The organism is Pseudomonas sp. UBA5706, from assembly GCF_002419965.1.
Taxonomy (GTDB): domain Bacteria; phylum Pseudomonadota; class Gammaproteobacteria; order Pseudomonadales; family Pseudomonadaceae; genus Aquipseudomonas.
The window spans coordinates 52029-69633 of sequence record NZ_DIHC01000026.1 but is presented as its reverse complement, the minus strand read 5'-3'; the positions used below and the strand labels follow the sequence as shown (position 1 = coordinate 69633).

Annotated in this window: 19 protein-coding genes; 7 read left to right on the top strand and 12 right to left on the bottom strand. The window is 59.2% G+C overall.

Annotated elements, in window-relative coordinates; genetic code table 11:
* Position 1: 1 nt before the first annotated feature.
* From B3I26_RS11740 to B3I26_RS11710, 7 genes are all read right to left on the bottom strand, one after another.
* On the bottom strand, positions 2-241 hold the full coding sequence (locus B3I26_RS11740) for a Rieske (2Fe-2S) protein (RefSeq protein ID WP_296257850.1): 240 nt from the start codon (positions 239-241) through the stop codon (positions 2-4).
* Positions 234-1079, bottom strand: coding sequence for an iron-containing redox enzyme family protein (locus B3I26_RS11735; protein WP_296257849.1), 846 nt, complete (start codon positions 1077-1079; stop codon positions 234-236). The genes B3I26_RS11740 and B3I26_RS11735 overlap by 8 nt, the downstream gene beginning before the upstream one ends.
* Positions 1076-1876 (bottom strand): dihydrodipicolinate synthase family protein, encoded by an 801-nt coding sequence (locus B3I26_RS11730; protein ID WP_296257848.1) that lies wholly within the window; start codon positions 1874-1876, stop codon positions 1076-1078. The genes B3I26_RS11735 and B3I26_RS11730 overlap by 4 nt, the downstream gene beginning before the upstream one ends.
* Positions 1869-2363 (bottom strand): DUF6190 family protein, encoded by a 495-nt coding sequence (locus B3I26_RS11725; protein WP_296257847.1) that lies wholly within the window; start codon positions 2361-2363, stop codon positions 1869-1871. The genes B3I26_RS11730 and B3I26_RS11725 overlap by 8 nt, the downstream gene beginning before the upstream one ends.
* Before the next feature lie 10 nt (positions 2364-2373).
* A complete protein-coding gene (locus B3I26_RS11720; protein ID WP_296257846.1) occupies positions 2374-3567 on the bottom strand; it encodes a pyridoxal phosphate-dependent aminotransferase in 1194 nt (397 codons plus the stop codon).
* Positions 3568-3716: 149 nt separating this feature from the next.
* Complete coding sequence (locus B3I26_RS11715) at positions 3717-4415, bottom strand: LuxR family transcriptional regulator (RefSeq protein ID WP_296257845.1); 699 nt, start codon at positions 4413-4415, stop codon at positions 3717-3719.
* Positions 4416-4455: 40 nt separating this feature from the next.
* Positions 4456-5085 (bottom strand): glutathione S-transferase family protein, encoded by a 630-nt coding sequence (locus B3I26_RS11710; RefSeq protein ID WP_296257844.1) that lies wholly within the window; start codon positions 5083-5085, stop codon positions 4456-4458.
* A gap of 88 nt (positions 5086-5173) precedes the next feature.
* Between B3I26_RS11710 and B3I26_RS11705 the strand changes: the two genes are divergently transcribed.
* Positions 5174-6244 (top strand): transketolase-like TK C-terminal-containing protein, encoded by a 1071-nt coding sequence (locus B3I26_RS11705; protein ID WP_296257843.1) that lies wholly within the window; start codon positions 5174-5176, stop codon positions 6242-6244.
* Here the strand turns inward: B3I26_RS11705 and B3I26_RS11700 are convergent.
* A complete protein-coding gene (locus tag B3I26_RS11700) occupies positions 6229-6693 on the bottom strand; it encodes a MarR family winged helix-turn-helix transcriptional regulator (RefSeq protein WP_296257842.1) in 465 nt (154 codons plus the stop codon). The genes B3I26_RS11705 and B3I26_RS11700 overlap by 16 nt on opposite strands.
* A 128-nt stretch (positions 6694-6821) precedes the next feature.
* On the opposite strand from B3I26_RS11700, the gene aceE reads away from it, so the two are divergent.
* A complete protein-coding gene (gene aceE, locus B3I26_RS11695) occupies positions 6822-9491 on the top strand; it encodes a pyruvate dehydrogenase (acetyl-transferring), homodimeric type (protein ID WP_296257841.1) in 2670 nt (889 codons plus the stop codon).
* A 292-nt stretch (positions 9492-9783) separates the two neighbouring features.
* Positions 9784-10161: a lysozyme inhibitor LprI family protein gene (locus B3I26_RS11690; protein ID WP_296257840.1), complete on the top strand. Its 378-nt coding sequence runs from the start codon at positions 9784-9786 to the stop codon at positions 10159-10161.
* A 152-nt stretch (positions 10162-10313) separates the two neighbouring features.
* On the opposite strand, the gene B3I26_RS11685 is transcribed toward B3I26_RS11690, so the two are convergent.
* A complete protein-coding gene (locus B3I26_RS11685; RefSeq protein WP_296257839.1) occupies positions 10314-11354 on the bottom strand; it encodes an AraC family transcriptional regulator in 1041 nt (346 codons plus the stop codon).
* A 301-nt stretch (positions 11355-11655) separates the two neighbouring features.
* Here B3I26_RS11685 and B3I26_RS11680 point away from each other — a divergent pair, with 301 nt between their 5' ends.
* Genes B3I26_RS11680 through B3I26_RS11670 form a run of 3 tightly spaced genes read left to right on the top strand, consistent with a single transcriptional unit; the run spans position 11656 to position 13848 of the window.
* The gene (locus tag B3I26_RS11680; RefSeq protein ID WP_296257838.1) at positions 11656-12069 is read left to right on the top strand and encodes an ester cyclase; all 414 of its coding nucleotides are present in this window, start codon (positions 11656-11658) and stop codon (positions 12067-12069) included.
* Between the two features lie 36 nt (positions 12070-12105).
* Positions 12106-12900 (top strand): SDR family oxidoreductase, encoded by a 795-nt coding sequence (locus B3I26_RS11675; protein WP_296257837.1) that lies wholly within the window; start codon positions 12106-12108, stop codon positions 12898-12900.
* A 60-nt stretch (positions 12901-12960) separates the two neighbouring features.
* A complete protein-coding gene (locus tag B3I26_RS11670; protein ID WP_296257836.1) occupies positions 12961-13848 on the top strand; it encodes an EthD domain-containing protein in 888 nt (295 codons plus the stop codon).
* Between the two features lie 36 nt (positions 13849-13884).
* On the opposite strand, the gene B3I26_RS11665 is transcribed toward B3I26_RS11670, so the two are convergent.
* The 3 genes from B3I26_RS11665 to B3I26_RS11655 form a co-directional block, all read right to left on the bottom strand.
* Complete coding sequence (locus B3I26_RS11665; protein ID WP_296257835.1) at positions 13885-14226, bottom strand: Rieske (2Fe-2S) protein; 342 nt, start codon at positions 14224-14226, stop codon at positions 13885-13887.
* A 64-nt stretch (positions 14227-14290) separates the two neighbouring features.
* Entirely contained in the window at positions 14291-15337 is a 1047-nt protein-coding gene (locus B3I26_RS11660; RefSeq protein WP_296257834.1) for an aldo/keto reductase, read from the bottom strand.
* Positions 15338-15365: 28 nt separating this feature from the next.
* Positions 15366-16061, bottom strand: coding sequence for a hypothetical protein (locus tag B3I26_RS11655; protein ID WP_296257833.1), 696 nt, complete (start codon positions 16059-16061; stop codon positions 15366-15368).
* A gap of 302 nt (positions 16062-16363) precedes the next feature.
* On the opposite strand from B3I26_RS11655, the gene B3I26_RS11650 reads away from it, so the two are divergent.
* Positions 16364-17605, top strand: a complete 1242-nt coding sequence (locus B3I26_RS11650; protein ID WP_296257832.1) for a cytochrome P450 — start codon at positions 16364-16366, stop codon at positions 17603-17605.

Here is a 17605-nt window from a genome sequence, read left to right as displayed (position 1 = left end):
GTTACGTCAGTTTGCGGCAAAGTAGATTTCCGCAGGGCGGCCCGCTGAGCTGCTCGCCCGTCTCGAGGCTGAAAACCGAGAAGTGCAGCGGGCACGTGATGGTGCGGCGGTTGTGATTGATGGTCCCGTGCTCCAGCCAGCCCTCGCGATGAGGACACAGGCTTGGTACTTCATATTCATCTTGTCCGGCCTGAATCACGAACGTCGGCGGCCTGAGCGCGACTTCAGCCTCGTCAAGCATGAGCGACGCCCTCGCCGACCTTGCTCGCCTGCGCCTTGTACACCGCTTGGTCGAACGCATGGTTGGTAATCAACCGGCCCATGCAGATCCCCTGCCAGGCGTTGACGTGATTGAGCTGCTGGTCATTGTCCATGGCTTTAAGCAGGCGTTGCCCTTCCAGCGCATGAAAGACGTCAATGTGGACATGCTCGCTGTAGTAGGTGTGCGCCTTGATCCCGAGCCTTTGGCACAACGCGGTGTAGCAACCGAAGAAGAACGGCACCACCGTTTCGAAGTAAGTGATGACACCCGCGAAATAGGAAGGATCATGTGCGCGCATGGTTAGCCAGCAAAACATGTTGGGAAACATACAACCCGCTTCGGCGTTCGCCTGAATATTGCTTTCCAGATCGGTCGGCATGTTCAGTTCATCAAGCAGCACTTTGTAGAGCGTGGTATGCGAACGTTTGATGTTTCCCGACCCGAACTCATCGATCATCATCCGCAGCATGGGCATCTGTGCTTCAAGGCTCAGACGCGGCATGAGGTGGTAAAAGACCTGAGCTTCGGTGAGGCCGTCGAGCGCGAACTCCTGAACGAGTATCTTGAATTCATTCAGGGTCATTTGCTCAGCAACATATCGTGCAGTCGCAGGTTCCTCAGCCTTGTCCTGCTCGACAAGCGCCGCGAGCATCGTGCGCAACTCGCCCAGACTGGCGGGCTGCTCCTTTGTCATGCTTTCGCTTATCGCGGCGTCCAGCCATTGCTGTTCGAATTGCAAGAGCTCGCTCGGGATCGGCTGCAGGTTTTCGATAAGCGCTCGGTTCGCGCGAAACAAGGCTTTCTGTGAAACGATCATTTAGGGTGCTCCTGAGTCGTGAGTGCCGAGCGTAGAACGCCGCGGGCCGCAAGCTCTCGCTTCACGTGGGCATACCAGTCATCCTCGCCAAGCATGAATGTTTCGTTCAGCCGACCGACGATGCCCGCGACTTCAGGCTGCTGCGCGCGGCAGGCAACGCGACACAGCGCCGGCTCAAGGTTGGCCAGGGAGACGACGTTTCCATCGCTCACAAGCGCACCGGCCAATTCACGCTCCCAGCCGATGTAGTAGTCCACGCCCTCCCCGCGTATACGGTCTACCTGCGCCTGCGTCCGTCCCTGACTCGGCGAATCCTTAAGACCCGTCACGCGCTCCAGCCGCGCGATTTTCAACAGCGTGTCGAAGCTCTTTTCGTTACCCGACAGCGCTGATTCGTTGTAGATCAGCAGATCCAGCGGCGTGTGTGCATGGACCGCTTGATAGTGCTCCAGGATCTGCTCTTGGCTCGCGCCGTCTGCAAAAGGGGACGTTACGATGATTTCGCGGGCCCCTAGCGCCTGCGCCAACTCGCAACGGTCAATGACGTCGCGGGTAGTGGGAAGCTCTATGCCAGCAACCACCCGGTGCGTGTCGCCAGCAAATTCCAGGGCGTACTCGAGCATGTCAGTCCACTGCGAAAGCGATAGATTCCAGCCCTCGCCTGACGTAAGGCAAGGGATAAACCCGTCCACCAGGGGACCACAGGCATGCATGAGCTGCTTCACGCTTTGCCGGCAGACCTTTGCGTCCGCATCCAGAGGCGTCACCAGGGGTACTAGCACTTGATGCCTAGACATGCTGGTAATCCTCCTCGGCAACGACCAACGCAAGAGAGGCGTAGTACAGTCGCTGCAGCCCCTCCGGGAAACCGTTGGCCGCAGGCGGGTCATCGAATGAGGCCAAGTGCGGTTTCAAGGCCGCGCAGTTCTGGTAATCGCGGTCATGGGTGTAGAACAGACAATCGGCTTCGAGCACCTGCGCGGCCTGCAGACGCTTCTCCGCAGACAGCCCGGACAACGCCGGGCTGGTCGCCGCACGGGTCAGCGCCGCGTCGCTGTAACCCGCACGCAGGATGTTCATGTCTGAGTGAAGGACATCCATGAAAGGGTAATAGACGTCCTGAAGCTGGCGAGCCTTCTTCCAGATAATGGCATCGCAGACACCAATCTGGCTGAAGCTCATGCGCACATTGCTATGGAAGCGATGAGTGAAGAACGCGAGCGACCTGTCCCGTATGTCACTATTTTGATGGTGCATGCCCATGAACACAGTCGCATCGATCATTGGCGCCTCTTTAAGCATCGTAAGCCTCCAGCGCTTGACGGATAACCTGCAGGGCGCTTTGGAAAGCGTCAGGGTCGCGTGCCAGGGCCAGGCGAACGAAGGATCGACCCTGTTCCGGATGGCTCCAGAAGAAATAGCGCCCTGGCAGGACGTAGGCCTGGTGCGTAAGCAAGTAGGCTTGCAGGTCATCGCCCGAAAGGTCATCGCGCTGGATTTCAAACCAGGCGACGCTGGTCTCGATCGCAGGCTCGACGTAACGCAGCATCGTGCCCTCAAGGTATTCGCGTGCAATCCTGCGGTTGGTTTGCAGCACATCGCGAACGGACGCGAAGCCATCGGCCTGGCTGTCGTTGATGTATTCGGTGACCACTTGAAGGATGAACGGCGAGACGTTGAGCAGCACGCTGGTGACGATGCTATAGATCTCTGGGTTGAGCCGTCGGCTGCTCATCAAGGTGGCGCACTTGGTGTCCTGAAGGGGCCAGGTCTTGCCCGTGTCTTCCATTACAAGGTAGTCGGTGCCGATCTCATCGAGAGTGGCGTAGGCATCGACACGTTCGCCGCCGGCGACTTTCAAAAAGGAGGCGAAGCAGAAGTCCAGAATCAGGATTTTCCCGTGATCGCGGCAGTACTTCGCAACCTCGATAAAGGTTTCCGGGCCCTCGGCGAACATCGAAGTCCCGGTTGGATTGTTCGGATCGACCAGAAAAATCGCATCAACCCCCGCGGCGTGCTTCTCCAGCAGCCGGTAGACCTGAGTAGGATCAGCCAGGACGCCCTCTGGAAGCGGCGTCATCGGGACTTCCATGTGCTTAAGCAAGTCGTGGAGGTTGTCAAAGCAGGGCTCGATCAGTGCGACGCTCATGTCGTGCTTACGCAGGAACGTGGCGGTGATGTGCATCGCAACCGAAGCTGCGTAGACAAGGTAGATCTCGTCGCTGCGCTGCAGCACGTGGTGCTGGCCGTGAAACTCAAAGAACGCCTTGATGAACGCTTGTTCGCTCTCGTATTGGGTTAGCGTTTGAGCACGTTGCCACAATTGGGGGAGCTTTCGAACGATCTCGGCCTGGGTGCGGCTCTGATTCTGATGCGTATGGGCGTCGGCGAGATTGTGCCGGGTTTTAAGGGCAGTAATTTCGTGTTGAGTAATGTCTTCCAGGACACGAGCTTCATGCGTACTGACAGGCTGGGCAGAGAACGCCATGAGGAATCCCTCTCATTGTGAGTTGTTATAGAGGTAACTCCCTAATCATTCTGTCTTCCTTCCCCCCACGAAACTGTACCTAGGTACAGGGCGGCGCTGCCTTTTCAGCGCCGTCGAATACGTCCGAGCAGAAGGTACGGGGCCAACGGTCAAGCAATGCCCAGCCTTGAGGCGGCGAAAACCGCTTGCTTGGCGGTGTCGACCTCCAGCTTGCGAACGATATTGGCCATGTGGAATTTCACCGTCCGCACACGGATATCGCAGATGCAGGCAATTTCGCTGTAGGACTTGCCGAGCGACACCCAGCTCAAGATCGTGTGCTCGCGGACAGTCAGGGGCTGGTCTGCGGCGTTCTGGGCCGTCAGGCCAGCGTTCATCCCGCTGTGAAACGCCACTAATGCCAATTGCAGGGTCGCTTTTATGTGCTGGATCTGTTGGTGAAAATGCGGATTGCGCTCGCGGTTGACCAGGCTCAACAGCCCTATGCGCTGTTGCGGATCATGGACAACGAAGGTGTAGCCGTCCTGCATGGAAAACTCGCGGCTGAGCTGTTCGAACGCCCCCTGCCCCTGCACGGGTTGGCGCCTGTAGGCCTCGGTCCAATGAAAGGGAGCGACGCTTTGTACTCCATAGGAGATGATCGGGTCGACGCGGTGCAGCGCCTCGCCGCAGTATTTGTGCTGCCATGCAAGGGGGAAGCTTGAAAGGAAGTTCGACAGGCTGAATGTGCGCTTATCTATCGTGGCGTAAGTGAACGGGCAGTCTATCTCGGAAGGCAAATGCTCAATTAGGGTGGCCAGGTTTGGATCCTGGCCGGGCCTGACGAGAGGCGCAGCATTGAAATGCATGATCAACATCTTCTTTTTATCGTTATCAGGCTGATGGGCTTCAAGCTTCTTGACGGGATTTTGCCAGACCTCGTTTGACGGCCGGCCGTTGCGCGAGCTTGTTCAGCCAGGCGCGTACCGCCGGAAACGGCGAAATATCGAGGTCCAGCTCTTCGTAGGTGCGCAGCCAGGTGAACAGCGCGATATCGGCGATGGTATAGCGCTCCCCGGCGATGTAGTCGCGACTGACAAGCTGGCTGTTTACAACCTCGTAGAGCCGCATTGACTCGCGACGATAGCGTTCCAGTGCCTGCTCGTTGGCGGTGGGGGGTACATGGCGGAACCACCAGAGCTGTCCAAGCATCGGCCCCACGCTTGCGATCTGGAAAGCCAACCACTGTTGGACCAGCAGCCGCTCGGCCTGTCCCTCGCCGCCGAGTGACCCCCGCTGATCGGCCAGGTACGTGAGAATCACGGCTGATTCGAACAGCGTGACGCCGTTTGCGCTGTCAATCAGGACCGGGATTTTCCCGTTTGGGTTGAGTGCAAGGAAGTCAGCAGTTTTTTGCTCGCCCTTGTTCAGATCGATGTGGGTCAGGGTGTAACCCAACCCCAGTTCTTCGAGCGCGATCGGGATTTTTTGACCGTTGGGCGTATCGGCGGTGTAGAGGTGCAGCGAGGCAGCATTCATCAAAGGTTCCGTCCTTGTGGTTGCATTTGCAATGAGTCTGCATTATTCCTTTAGCATCCCGCAAGACAGTCAGAGGAGTTTCATCTTTATGGATAGCCTTCGTTTACAACGCACCGCCAAAACCGGCTCAGCGGCCCAGGCGTGTATCGAGTGTATTGAGCGAAATGACCCCACGGGAGTGGTTCCTCAGAGTTCTCCCCTCTTTACTGTTGTCGATCTCATCAAGCGGCTGGAGAGCGACAAGCGCTCCAACGGGCAGTTCTGGTGGATCAACGATCGCGCGTCGAAGCCCTCTACAAGCGCGGCGATCAGCGCATGGCCCCTCTGGTTCAGCGAACAATCGCGCAACGATGAGCGGCCGCTGTTTTACATGACGCAGTCAGCAACGTCCGCGCACCTCTCGATGCTGACCTCTCAGACGGGGCAACGGGGCATCATTCTCAACGACATCGAATCTTCGCCATCGCGATGGGCAAAGGGCGCTCATCCCTGGTTGCCGCTGTGGCTGGCCTCCAATCGGCAGTGCACCCCCTTCGATCCGGCAAGCGGTGATGAGGCCAGGGCCATCCTGGCAGGCGCGCTTAACGAGCTCTATGTGCAAGGCGCGCCCGGCTTTTGCTACATGACCCTGCACGATGAATCAGGCGATGGCATTGCCTGTGACCGTAAGCAAACCTACTTAGGGATGTATCGCTTGGATACACCGGCCCAGGGCAAGCAGCAGGTCCGGCTTCTTGGGGCAGGGCTCATGCTGCGGGAGGTGCAGGCAGCCGCACAAATTCTGCAGGATGAATGGGGTATCGCCGCCGAAGTGTGGAGTTGCCCCAGCTACACCAAACTTGCGCGGGACGCGGATGCCCATTCCCGACACAAGCGCCGTTCGCGAGGGGAAACCCCTGCCAATAGTCATCTCCAGGACTGCCTCAACACTTCCGAGACGCCGGTGATCGCGGTCACCGGGTATGCGGAGTTTGTGGCTGCACAACTGGCGGCGCATGTACGTGCGCCGTTCAGGGCGCTGGGCGCTGACAGCCTGGAGCCTCATCAGCGCCTGAACCGGCACTGGATCGCACTGACGGCCCTGCGCGAACTGGCGAGTCAGGAGCAAATCAACACGTCGCTGATCAGCAAGGCAATGAAACGTTACCGATTGGTCTGAGACGTTTTCCGGGATTGGCGAGCATTGCGGCTGGCATTTTCGAGTGCAGCCGCAAACAGGCGCTTTTGCTCCTCGTCGAATTCCACGAGAAACAATTCTTCCACGGCTTGCTTGTACACCTGCCAGATCTGTTTTCGAAGCACCCGGCCAGCCTCGGTAATCCGGGCAATGGCGCCCCGGCCATCGTCGAGCGACTTTTCCCGGGTAACCAATCCTTCTTTTTCGAGGCGGTCAACCAGCCGCGTAAGGTTGTAGCGTTCGATGGCCATGACGTCAGCGAGCTCGTGCATTCTTCGGGCGCCGTGCTGCCCGCTTTCTATACCCCAAAGTGCGTCGTACCAGTCGTACGGAGGCAACTGCTCTTCGGCCAGGCGCCGCTCGATTTCCTTGATAAGGCAGCGGTGAGCCCGAATGAAGTTGTACCAGAGGTCGGGCGATGGGGTGGCCATGGTAACTCCAAATCCTAGGGTTAATTGCAGTTGCAATCATAACGGGAAAAACGCTAGATTCAATTGCAATTGCAACAATGAGCGGGTTGGACAGACACCTGCTGACGACTCATCTAGGAGATGCACCGATGGAACAGAGCTACCTGGTTCGCGACGAGGATCCACAAGAAACCCGCGAATGGATTGACTCAATTGCATCGGTCGTTGAGGCTGAAGGCCGCCCCCGGGCCCACTTCCTGATCGACCAATTGCTCGATTTCGATGTCTCCGTCCATGGAGACTTCCACGGACGGGTCACCACCCCCTACGTGAACAGCATTCCACCGGAACGCGAGCTGCCCTACCCGGGCGATCTGGGCATTGAGAAGCGCCTCAACGCGTACATCCGCTGGAACGCCCTGACCATGGTGCTACGCGCCGGGAAGCATTCAGGCGTCGGTGGCCACATTGCCACGTACGCCTCGGCGGCAGTTCTCTACGACGTGGGCTTCGACCATTTTTTCCGCGGGCGGACAGATACCTTCGCCGGCGATCTGATCTACATCCAGGGCCACTCGGCTCCAGGGATATATGGCCGGGCGTTCACCGAGGGACGCCTCACCGAGGACCAGCTCGATAACTTCCGCCGTGAAACCGATCGTGATGGCGTGTCGTCCTACCCCCATCCTCGATTGATGCCTGACTTCTGGCAGTTTCCGACCGTTTCGATGGGCCTGGGACCCATCACCGCGGCCTACCAGGCGCGCTTCATGCGTTACCTGGAGAACCGTGGACTCAAAGAGCATCAAGGCCGCAAGGTCTGGGCATTTCTGGGTGACGGGGAGATGGACCAGCCTGAATCACTCGCAGCCATCTCTCTGGCCGGGCGAGAGAAGCTCGACAACATCATCTTCGTCGTGAACTGTAACCTGCAACGCCTCGATGGGCCGGTGCGCGGCAACAGCAAGGTGATTCAAGAGTTCGAGAGCCTGTACCGTGCCGCTGGCTGGAACGTAATCAAGGTGATCTGGGGAGGGGGTTGGGACGAGCTGCTGGCCAAGGACAAATCCGGCCTGCTGCGCCAGCGCATGATGGAGTGCGTCGACGGCGAGTACCAGACGTACAAATCGCAGGACGGCGCCTACGTGCGCGAGCATTTCTTTGGTAAATACCCCGAACTGCTAGAGCTGGTCAGCGACATGACCGACGATCAGATCTGGAAACTTAGCCGCGGCGGTCACGACCCGGTCAAGGTTTACAACGCCTACGCTGCGGCGTCGCGCAAAAGCGGTCGTCCCACGGTGATCCTGGCCAAAACGGTGAAGGGTTTCGGCATGGGTGAGGCTGGCGAAGGCCAGAATATCAACCATCAGCTCAAGAAAATGGGTAACGATGCAGTCAAGGCGTTCCGGGACCGCTTCGGGCTTGAGCTGACCGATGATCAGTTGGGCGAGATGCCTTACCTGCGGCCGGACGAAGACAGCGCCGAAGCCCGCTACCTTCGAGCCCGACGCGCGAGCCTGGGGGGCCAGGTTCCCGCTCGGCATGCTCAGGTCGAACCCTTGCAGATACCGCCGCTGTCGGCGTTGGAGGTGCAACTCAAGGGCACCGGCGATCGCTCGATTTCCACCACCATGGCTTTCGTTCGCATCCTCGCCACCCTGCTGAAAGACCCTAATATTGGCCGGCTCATCGTGCCTATCGTGCCGGACGAATCACGCACCTTCGGCATGGAGAACCTGTTCCGCCAGATCGGCATTCATTCCCACGTAGGCCAGCTTTACACGCCTCAGGATGCCGGCACGCTGTCCTACTACAAGGAAAGCGTCGACGGGCAGATCATGCAGGAAGGCCTCAATGAGTCCGGGGCGACGTCATCCTGGATCGCGGCCAGCACCTCATACGCCAACCATGGCGTGATGACCCTGCCCTTTTACATCTTCTATTCGATGTTCGGCTTCCAGCGTGTCGGCGATTTGCTCTGGGCTGCGGGTGATGCGCGGGCCAGAGGCTTCCTGCTCGGCGCAACGTCTGGACGCACGACGCTGATGGGTGAAGGGCTGCAGCATGACGACGGGCACAGCCACGTGATGTCGGCAACCGTCCCGTGCTGCGTCTCCTACGACCCGACTTATGCCTACGAGCTTGCGGTTATCGTCCACGATGGCATGCGTCGTATGTACGTCGAGCAAGAGGACATTTATTACTACATCACCTTGCTCAACGAGAACTACCCTCATCCCGACCTTCCTGAGAGTGCCGAGCAGGGAATTCTTAAGGGCCTCTATCGTTTGCCGATCGAGCGCGACGCCAAGGGAAATCGCCATGTTCAACTCATGGGAAGCGGTTCGATCCTCCCAGAGGTGATTGCGGCTTCGGAAATACTGGCGCGGGATTATGACGTCAGCAGTGAAATCTGGAGCGCCACCAGCCTCACCGAGGTGCGCAGGGACGCGCAGCAGATCGAGCGGTGGAACCTGCTGCATCCGTTGGATGAGCCGAAAATACCGTATTTGACGCAAGTGCTTGAAGGGCACCCCGGCCCCATAGTGGTTGCGACGGACTATATGAAAATCCACGCAGACCAGATCCGCCCCTGGACCGGGAATCGCAAGTTTATAGCACTGGGCACTGATGGGTTCGGGCAGTCGGATACGCGCGAAGCATTGCGCCGACACTTTGAGGTAGACCGCCAGTTCGTCGTGATTGCCGCGCTGAAGGCATTGGCTGACGAAGGGGTATTAGGCCGAGAAGTGGTAGCCAAGGCGCTTGCCGACATGCAGATCAACGTAGAGAAAGTAGACCCGTTTAGCGTTTGATTGAGCGGCAGATGAAGCAGAGCAGGCCCAGGCCTGCCTCTGCTTCCTGCGCGCGTGCCACGAGCGTAAAGGCCCAAAAGGTTGTCTTCGCAGCTCCAGCACGTCTTGAAATAGGTTCGCCTGAGACGACGTGCGCCGCGCAGCGATAAATGGATTGGGTTGATTAAGGCATCAAGTGAGCGCCACCCTGCGGGGCGAAGCCGTGCTTGACTCACAGACACGTTGGGGTGGCTGCTCCAATACGCGTGGGATATTCTTGAGCCATTAATCTCAAAACAAAAGGATGTGCCCAATGAGAAAAATCTCGATTGCTTTACTAACCGTTCTGTTCCCTCTCGGCGTACAGGCGGCCGGCTGTGCACAGCCTCGCAATGCGTTCGATCAGGTTTACTGCGTGAGCAACCTGTTCTCACAAGCCGACAGAGATCTGAACCAGGAATACACCGCCCTGCGTAAACACCTCAATCCAACCCAGCAAAGTGCTCTCAAGGCGGGCCAGGTTGCCTGGATCAAACAGCGCGACAATGATTGCAGCGAAGAGAAATCATCCGGCTACTTCGTCAACCTGGCGTGCGCGGTCGAGACGACTCAGCAACGCATGGCCTTCCTGCAGGAACGGGAACGCGAATGCACGAGCACCGGCTGCGTCGACTCGAAGCTCGGCCAGTAATCCCTCGACGCAGCAACGAGGGGCGCAGAGACCTGCTCTCGGCGCCCACCACGCACACTCTAAGGTTGCCGATATCAGAAAACGCTACAGGCGTTACCTGATCGGCACCTACCCGCGAATGGATTCAGTCCGGTCTTTTCGCCTCTGGCGCACTATCCCCCTAACGCAACCCCTCCAGGCCGACGGCCACCACTGGCCATTATCTCCTTGCACTGGGCCAGGCTGGGGCGACGCCCGGTCCAGCGTTTGAACGCGCGGGAAAAGGTGCTCGCATCGGAGAACCCGAGCATCGAGGACACTGTCTGCACCGTGACATCCGAACTGCGCAGGTACTCGTAAGCCAGCTCCTCACGCAAGCGATCAAGCACTTCCTGGAAGGTGGTGTTCTCGTCCTTCAAGCGGCGCAACAACGTGCGCTCTGTCATGTGCATCAGCTCGGCCGTGCCACGCCGTGAGATCTCGCCTTCGGAAAACTGCTTGACCAGGCAGTCGCGCACCTTCTTTGAAAACCGCTCGGACAACTGAGCCATCTGCGTCACCGCCATGCTGTCGAGCAGCGCGGCCAGTTGCTCATCGGCGGAGAGAATCGGACGGGTCATGTCACAGCTGTTGAACACGATGCAGTCATCAGCTTGCTCGAAGTGAATCGGGCATTTGAGTATCTTGGTGTACGCCTTCATATTCGCCGGGCGCTCGTGCCTGAAATGCACCTCGTGGGGCACCACCTGCTTGCCGGCGATCCAGCTGCTGAAGCACACCAGTCCGGCCATCACAGTATCGACCGTGTGGAAAATAGGCGGGGCACCTCCGGTATCGAAGTTGAAGCTCAGGGACAATTTGCCGGGACCCTCGGTCAGGGTCACCGTCGCGGAGTTGGAGATCAGCTTGGCGTAGCGTGCGAAACGATGAAGGGCGTTGCCCAGAGTGGCGCTGCAACTCATCGCATAGCCCACAACGCTGAAGGTCGAGGGCCGAATTTGCGAGGCTACCTTTAGCCCGAAATAAGGATCTGCCGTTTCCCGCACCGCGGCCCGCCACAAGCGGCTGACCATTTCCTGGGAATAACGGTTGCTTCCTGCGCTGAGACCGGCGGGGTCCATGCCCACCTGTTGGAAAATCTTTTCGTGGGGTATGCCGGCGACATCCAGCGTGCGTGCAATAGCCAATACCCAACCTGAAATTCCCGATTTCATCGCGCCTCCTCAGGGGCCTACGGCTAATCGCGCCATGGCCATATCTTATTTTTGTCCGGCGAATTAGGCACACGCTTTGGCGCTTGTCAACAAACGTCTGTGCAAGGCTTGAGGCAGAGCCGTCCGCGTTTTTACAGGCAGTTTTCCGGCCATGTCGGGCCTCTGTCGACATTGTCACGTTCGGCCATGGGCTGGCATTGCGCGCCATCGCTGCGACGGTTTTGCGCGAGTAAAGTGGGGAGGTTTTCGACAACCAGCTGCATCCCGATAACAACAATCTCAATGCCAGGAGTAGCTCAGCATGAACCTGCAATGGTCACAGTATTGGATCGGCCTTTTCGCCAACGGCACGGACGAGTTGATGACGCTGTACTCAGACACATTCGAATTCGAGGACATCAACTTCGATTTGCGCATCAACAGCAACCTGCCCGCCTTGCGCACATTCTTCGAAGGCTTCGAGATCGCCGACCCGACCCAGTCCTATAACCGCTTCGAGGTGTTCGACTACGTGGGTGATCAAACCCTGGGCTCGTTTCAGTGGACATGGGAAACCAAGCACGCCGGTGACTTCCTCGGCGTACCGGCCGCCGGCAAGATCACCAAAACCCGTGGCGTCACGGTGATGGGCTGGAAGGACGGCAAGATCATCCTCGAGCGCAGCATCTGGGATGCGATCCCGGTGTTGCGCCAGTTGGGCGCTATTCCAGGCTGATCAGCTCAACCCCATCACTCGTTCGGGAAATTGATCATGGTTGCGGATATCTACCACGAGCTGTTTTCACTCAAAGGCAAAACAGCGCTGGTCACCGGCGGCGCCAAGGGCGTGGGGGCATTGATCAGCACGACGCTGGTGCGTGCCGGTTGCCGCGTCTTTATCAGCGGCCGTTCGCGAGAGGCTGGCGAACGTCATGCCGAGCAACTGGCCGCGTATGGCAGCTGCACGTTTGTGCAACACGATCTGGCTTCGGCTGAGCAGGTTCAAGCCTTGGCCCTGGATCTGGCGCAGCACAGCGCGTCGCTGGATATCCTGGTCAATAACGCCGGGACGTTCAACGCCGAGCCATTGGGCAGTGTCAGCGAGCAGCGCTGGGACGAGCTGATGGGGCTGAACCTGCGCACGCCGTTTCTGTTGATCCAGGCGTTATTGCCGCTGTTGGGCGCGCAGGCGAGCAACGCAGACCCCGCACGTATCATCAATATCGGCTCCATCGGTGGCCTCATGCCACAGAGCAATGGCGCCTATGCCTATGGCTGCAGCAAGGCGGCGTTGCACCAACTCACACGCATGCTGGCCTCCGACCTGCGCGGGCGGCATATCAACGTGAATGCGATTGCACCCGGCTATTTTCCCAGCGACATGACGGCCGGTTTCTTTGACGCGGTGCCCAACCTGGAACAGACCATGCTCGGAAAGATTCCGGCTGGGCGTTTCGGCAGCCAAGAGGACATCGGTGGCATGGTGATCTTTCTTGCATCACGAGCCGGGGCCTACCTGACAGGCAGCATCACTGCGCTGGACGGCGGCTTTCTTGGCGCGGCCTAGCGGTATCTTCCCTTGCGGCACCGGCAAGGCCCCGCGCTTGCCGGCCAGGACCTTTCTTCCATGACCCCTGTAACCACCCTCGCCCTGTTAAGCAAAAAGAACGACCTGTCCGCACGCTTGTTTTTCCGCTACTGGCGTGATGTACACGGCGTTCTCGCGGCGCGCATTCCGGGTTTCGAGACCTACACACAGTTTCACCTGGGCGCGGTGGTGCGCAACCTGGCGCTACCGAACCATGTATCGCGCTCCTGGCCGGTGGCTGCGCGCTTCCATGGCTTAGCCGAAGTTGGCTTCCTCAGCCCCGCGGCACGTGAAGGCCTGATCAATAGCAAGGTCGCCGCGCTGATTCAGGCCGACGAACGCAATCTGTTCAAGACGTCGTTGCTCTACAACCTGGAGCCGGGTGCGAGCCGCAGCTATCACAGCCGCCCGGCAAGCGCGGGCAGCGTGGGCTTTGTCATGCTGCTGGGGTTGCGGACGGGGCATAATCCCAGGGAACTGATTGATACGGTGGAGCGCTGGTTGATACCCGCCTTGAGCGCAGACCCGGTGATCCACGGTTTGCACATGCATGTATTGAGCAGCGGCGACCCGAGCCAGTGGCGCACCGCTGGCGTCGACAACCAGCAGTCCACCGCAACAACCTTCGAGGCGGTGTTACGCATCGAAGGCCTCGACAGCCAATTGACCCTCGACAGCATCAAGGGCGCATGCGCCTTGGGCCATCCGCATGATTATGAGGCGCTGGGCAGACTGCACCTTTACCGCATCGACGATCGCCACGTCATGGTGGAAAATGGCCAGCCAACGCACCTGGGCCTGCGCGGTCTGGACGCGTTGCAAACCATCACGCTCGCCGGTGCAGACCTGCAGTTGCAACGTGCAGTGACACGCACCCTTTACGGCACCAGCCCACCCGCCCGCAAACGCAAAAAAATGGGCGTGTGATCACACGCCCCTTGTCGTCCACCGGTTCAGCCGGGCTTAGATGCGCACCAGAATATCGTCACCGTCGATGCGCACCTCGTAGCGCGCCAGATTGATGCACGGATCATCCTCGCAAACACCGGTCTGCAGATCGAACTGCCAACCGTGCCAGGGACAGGTCAGTAAGTGCCCCTCGACTTCACCTTCATGCAAAGGCCCATCGGCATGGGGACAGATGCCCGCCGTGGCGATCACGCCGTCTTCCACTGCAAAAACCGCCACTGCCTGGCCATCGACGACAGCCGCTACCGGCTCGCCACCGCGCAGCGCAGTGACCGAACCGACCCGCTGGAAATTGCCCGAGCTGGCGATCAACCGGGCATTATCTGGTGTACTCATGAAGCTCTCCTGAGGTTTTATTGTTATATCGAGCAGGCGAGCATCGGCCTGCCCGGTGGGGCGCCTAACGCCGGCCTGGAAACCGTCGCAGGTCCAGTTGATCGAACATGCCGCCATACCCCAGGGACATAGGCATGTCCCATTCCAGCATGTTGTAGGGGTGCCCGGCCTCAAAGGCGCTGGCCTGATCCAGCTCCGCCAGTGTCGCACTGTCCAGAACCTGCTCGGCGGCGTTCAGATTCTCCTGCATCTGCAGGGCGCAGGTTGCGCCGACGATGGGAATGACCCCGCGCGACATGATCCACGCCAGCGCCACCTGCGAGGACGAGATCTGCAAGCGATCGGCCACTCGATCCACCGCCAGGGCGATGCCGCGATTACGCGCGTCCAGTACCTGCAGCTGCATGGAATCCATGCGCTTGGGGCCGTCATGCGCGTGCGGGCGGGTGTACTTGCCACTGAGAATCCCGCCGGCCAGCGGCGACCAGGCCGTCACGCCAATGTCATACGCGGCGGCCAGGGGAAGGTGCTCACGTTCGATGGAGCGCTGCACCAGGCTATATTCCAACTGCATGCAGGCAACCGGGGCCAGGCCGCGCAGTTCATGAAACGCCTGGGCCCGGGACACCACCCAGGCCGGTACATCGGACAAGCCGATGTGCAGGATTTTGCCGGCACCAATGGCGTCGTCCAATGCACGATGTACCTCCTCCACCGGCGTGGTGAAATCCCACCAGTGCACCAGGTACAGGTCGATGTAGTCGAGCCCAAGCCGCCTCAGGCTGGCGTCCAGCGACTGCACAAGGCTTTTGCGGTGCATGCCGGCGGCGTTGGGGTCGCCCCTGCCGGGCACCGCGTTGGCATACTTGGTGGACACCACGAAACGTTCGCGATCATGGGCCACCAAATGGCCGACGATCTTTTCGCTTTCACCACCGGTGTACATGTTGGCGGTGTCGATGAAATTGCCGCCGCCTTGCACATAGGCGTCGAACACCGCACGCGCCTGAGCTTCGGAACGCGACCACTCGGCCCCTGGGCCAAACGTCATGGTGCCCAGGCACATTTGCGACACGCGCAGCCCGCTGCGCCCCAGTATCGAGTAGCGCATGCTCAACTCCTTCTCGGTAACGGTGAGCTTAGTTATTGCGCCAGGCTTCGTCCGGTGGCGGGATCAGCCCGAGCTGGATCGCGAATTCACGGAAATTCCAGTGGGTGCGGCAGCGCACGATCTTGCCGTGACGATAGAACTGGGTGGTGGTGCCCCGGGTCACGGTTGTCTTGCCTTTGGCCGGGATGCCGAAAAAGTCCGCGTTATGCCGGGCCTTCCAGATCCACTGCATGTAACCCCACTCGTCATATTCGAAGTCTGCGCCCAGGCGCATGTTGTCAGTCAAACGGTGGTAATCCTGCTCGCTCCAGCCGGCGGGCGTGCCTTCCTGGCGCAACGTCGCGGTAGAAACCGGTACGGTGTGCCCGTCATAGCTGATCATTTCAAACAGATGCTCGCCGAATTCGGAGTCCGGACCGGAGTTGTTGAACACCACGAAGGCTTTATACAACTCTTCCTTGGTGGTGATGGTCTGGCCGAATTCGATGTCCTCCCAGACAAAATCGTCGGCGTAATAACCCAGTACTTCGTCGGCACCTTTTTCAAAAAACGCCGTGACCCAATCCTGGGCCGTGGTGAAACTCTTGCGGCTATGACCGCCGCCCAAGGCATTGGCACCCTCAACCTCGGCGGCCAGCGTCCCGGACCGCAGGCCACGCATGAATTCTCGCTGATACCGGTTCAGGTGGTCATCGTTGATCTGGTTCGCGTAAAGAATGTGCATACAAGCGTCCTTTTATTGTTCTGGGCTGGAGCATCAAACCGTTTTTATGCTCGACACTTATAACCGCAGCCCCTGCGCCAAGCCGTTGCTATTGATGCCAGCCGCAGGCGCTTTGTGACAATCGTTGAAACGCCTTTGTGCCGGCAGGCCCCTTGGCAAGGCGGTACTGCGATTGGCACAGGCAGAGCACCAATGGCGCGTATTGCCATTGAGCAAGGCAGCAGCTAGGGCATAGCGTGTACAGGCGAACCGGATACCGCATCCGGAACATAAGAATAAAAGTCTCAGCGCCGGAGAAACCCATGAATCAGTCACATGCTGTCCAGGGCGGCGATTTTGCCGCAAAGACTTATGACCCCCTGGACCATGACGTCAAGCAGAACCCCTACCCCTTCTACAACCTGTTGCGCCGCGAGGAGCCGGTGAAATGGCTGGAAGGTATGCAGGCGTTCGCCGTGGCCAGTTACGTAGAGGTCGATGCACTGCTTAAAAACGGCAAGCTCTACAGTTCGGCGCAGTTCTGGCCGGCCCTGCTGGGGGAATTTGACCCGGTGCCGGAAGTGCCGCCGATGATCTCGATGGACCCGCCGAGCCATATCCACCTGCGCAAAATCGCCAACAAGGCCTTCACGCCGAGCAAGATCCAGGCCCTGCAACAGCGTGCCATCGACATTGCCAATGACTTGATCGACGACATCATCGCCAAGCATGGCAACGAAGGGGAATGCGATTGGGTCTGGGATTTCACCGCGCTGTTTCCGGTGACTGTGATCTCGGAAGTGCTGGGGGTGCCGACCGAGCGGCGCGCCGAATTCAAGGTGTGGGTCGACGACACCCTCGCCGCCGCCAACCGCGCCGCCTATAACGCGCCACGCCTGGCGCAGATCAAGCAGAACTCCGACCAATTGCGCGCGTTCATGGAAGACATCATTGCCCTGCGTACCGCTAACCCCGGCAACGACATCATCTCGACCCTGATTCAGGCGGATGTCCAGGGAGAGAAACTCAGCCACGTCCAGGTGCTGTCGATGGCGGTCTTACTGCTGATCGGCGGCGTGGAAACCACCACCAATCTGCTGGGCAGTACCCTGACCCTGCTGCACCGTTACCCCGAGGTAGAACGGCGTGTGCGCAATGATCCGAGCCTGATCCCCGCGTTGCTTGAAGAAGTGCTGCGCTTCGAGCCCCCCGTGCAGATGATCTTTCGCCATACCACCGAAGACGCCGAGCTTGCCGGCGTGGCCATCCCCAAGGGCTCGACCATCATGCCGCTGCTGGCCTCGGCCAACCGCGACGAGAGCATGTTCCCTGACGGCGAAGTGTTCGACATCGACCGCAAGGTCAGTGTGCCCATCATGTCCTTCGGCCAGGGCCCACATTTTTGCCTGGGCAGCTACCTGAGCCGGATGGAAGCGGGCAAGGCACTGGAAGTGGTATTCAAACGCCTGGCCGTGCTTGAGCCGCTGTCTGACGACGTGCATTGGATCGACTCCTACTTTGCCCGCGGTCCCCATGACCTGCCCGTGCGCTACAAGGCCCAGTGA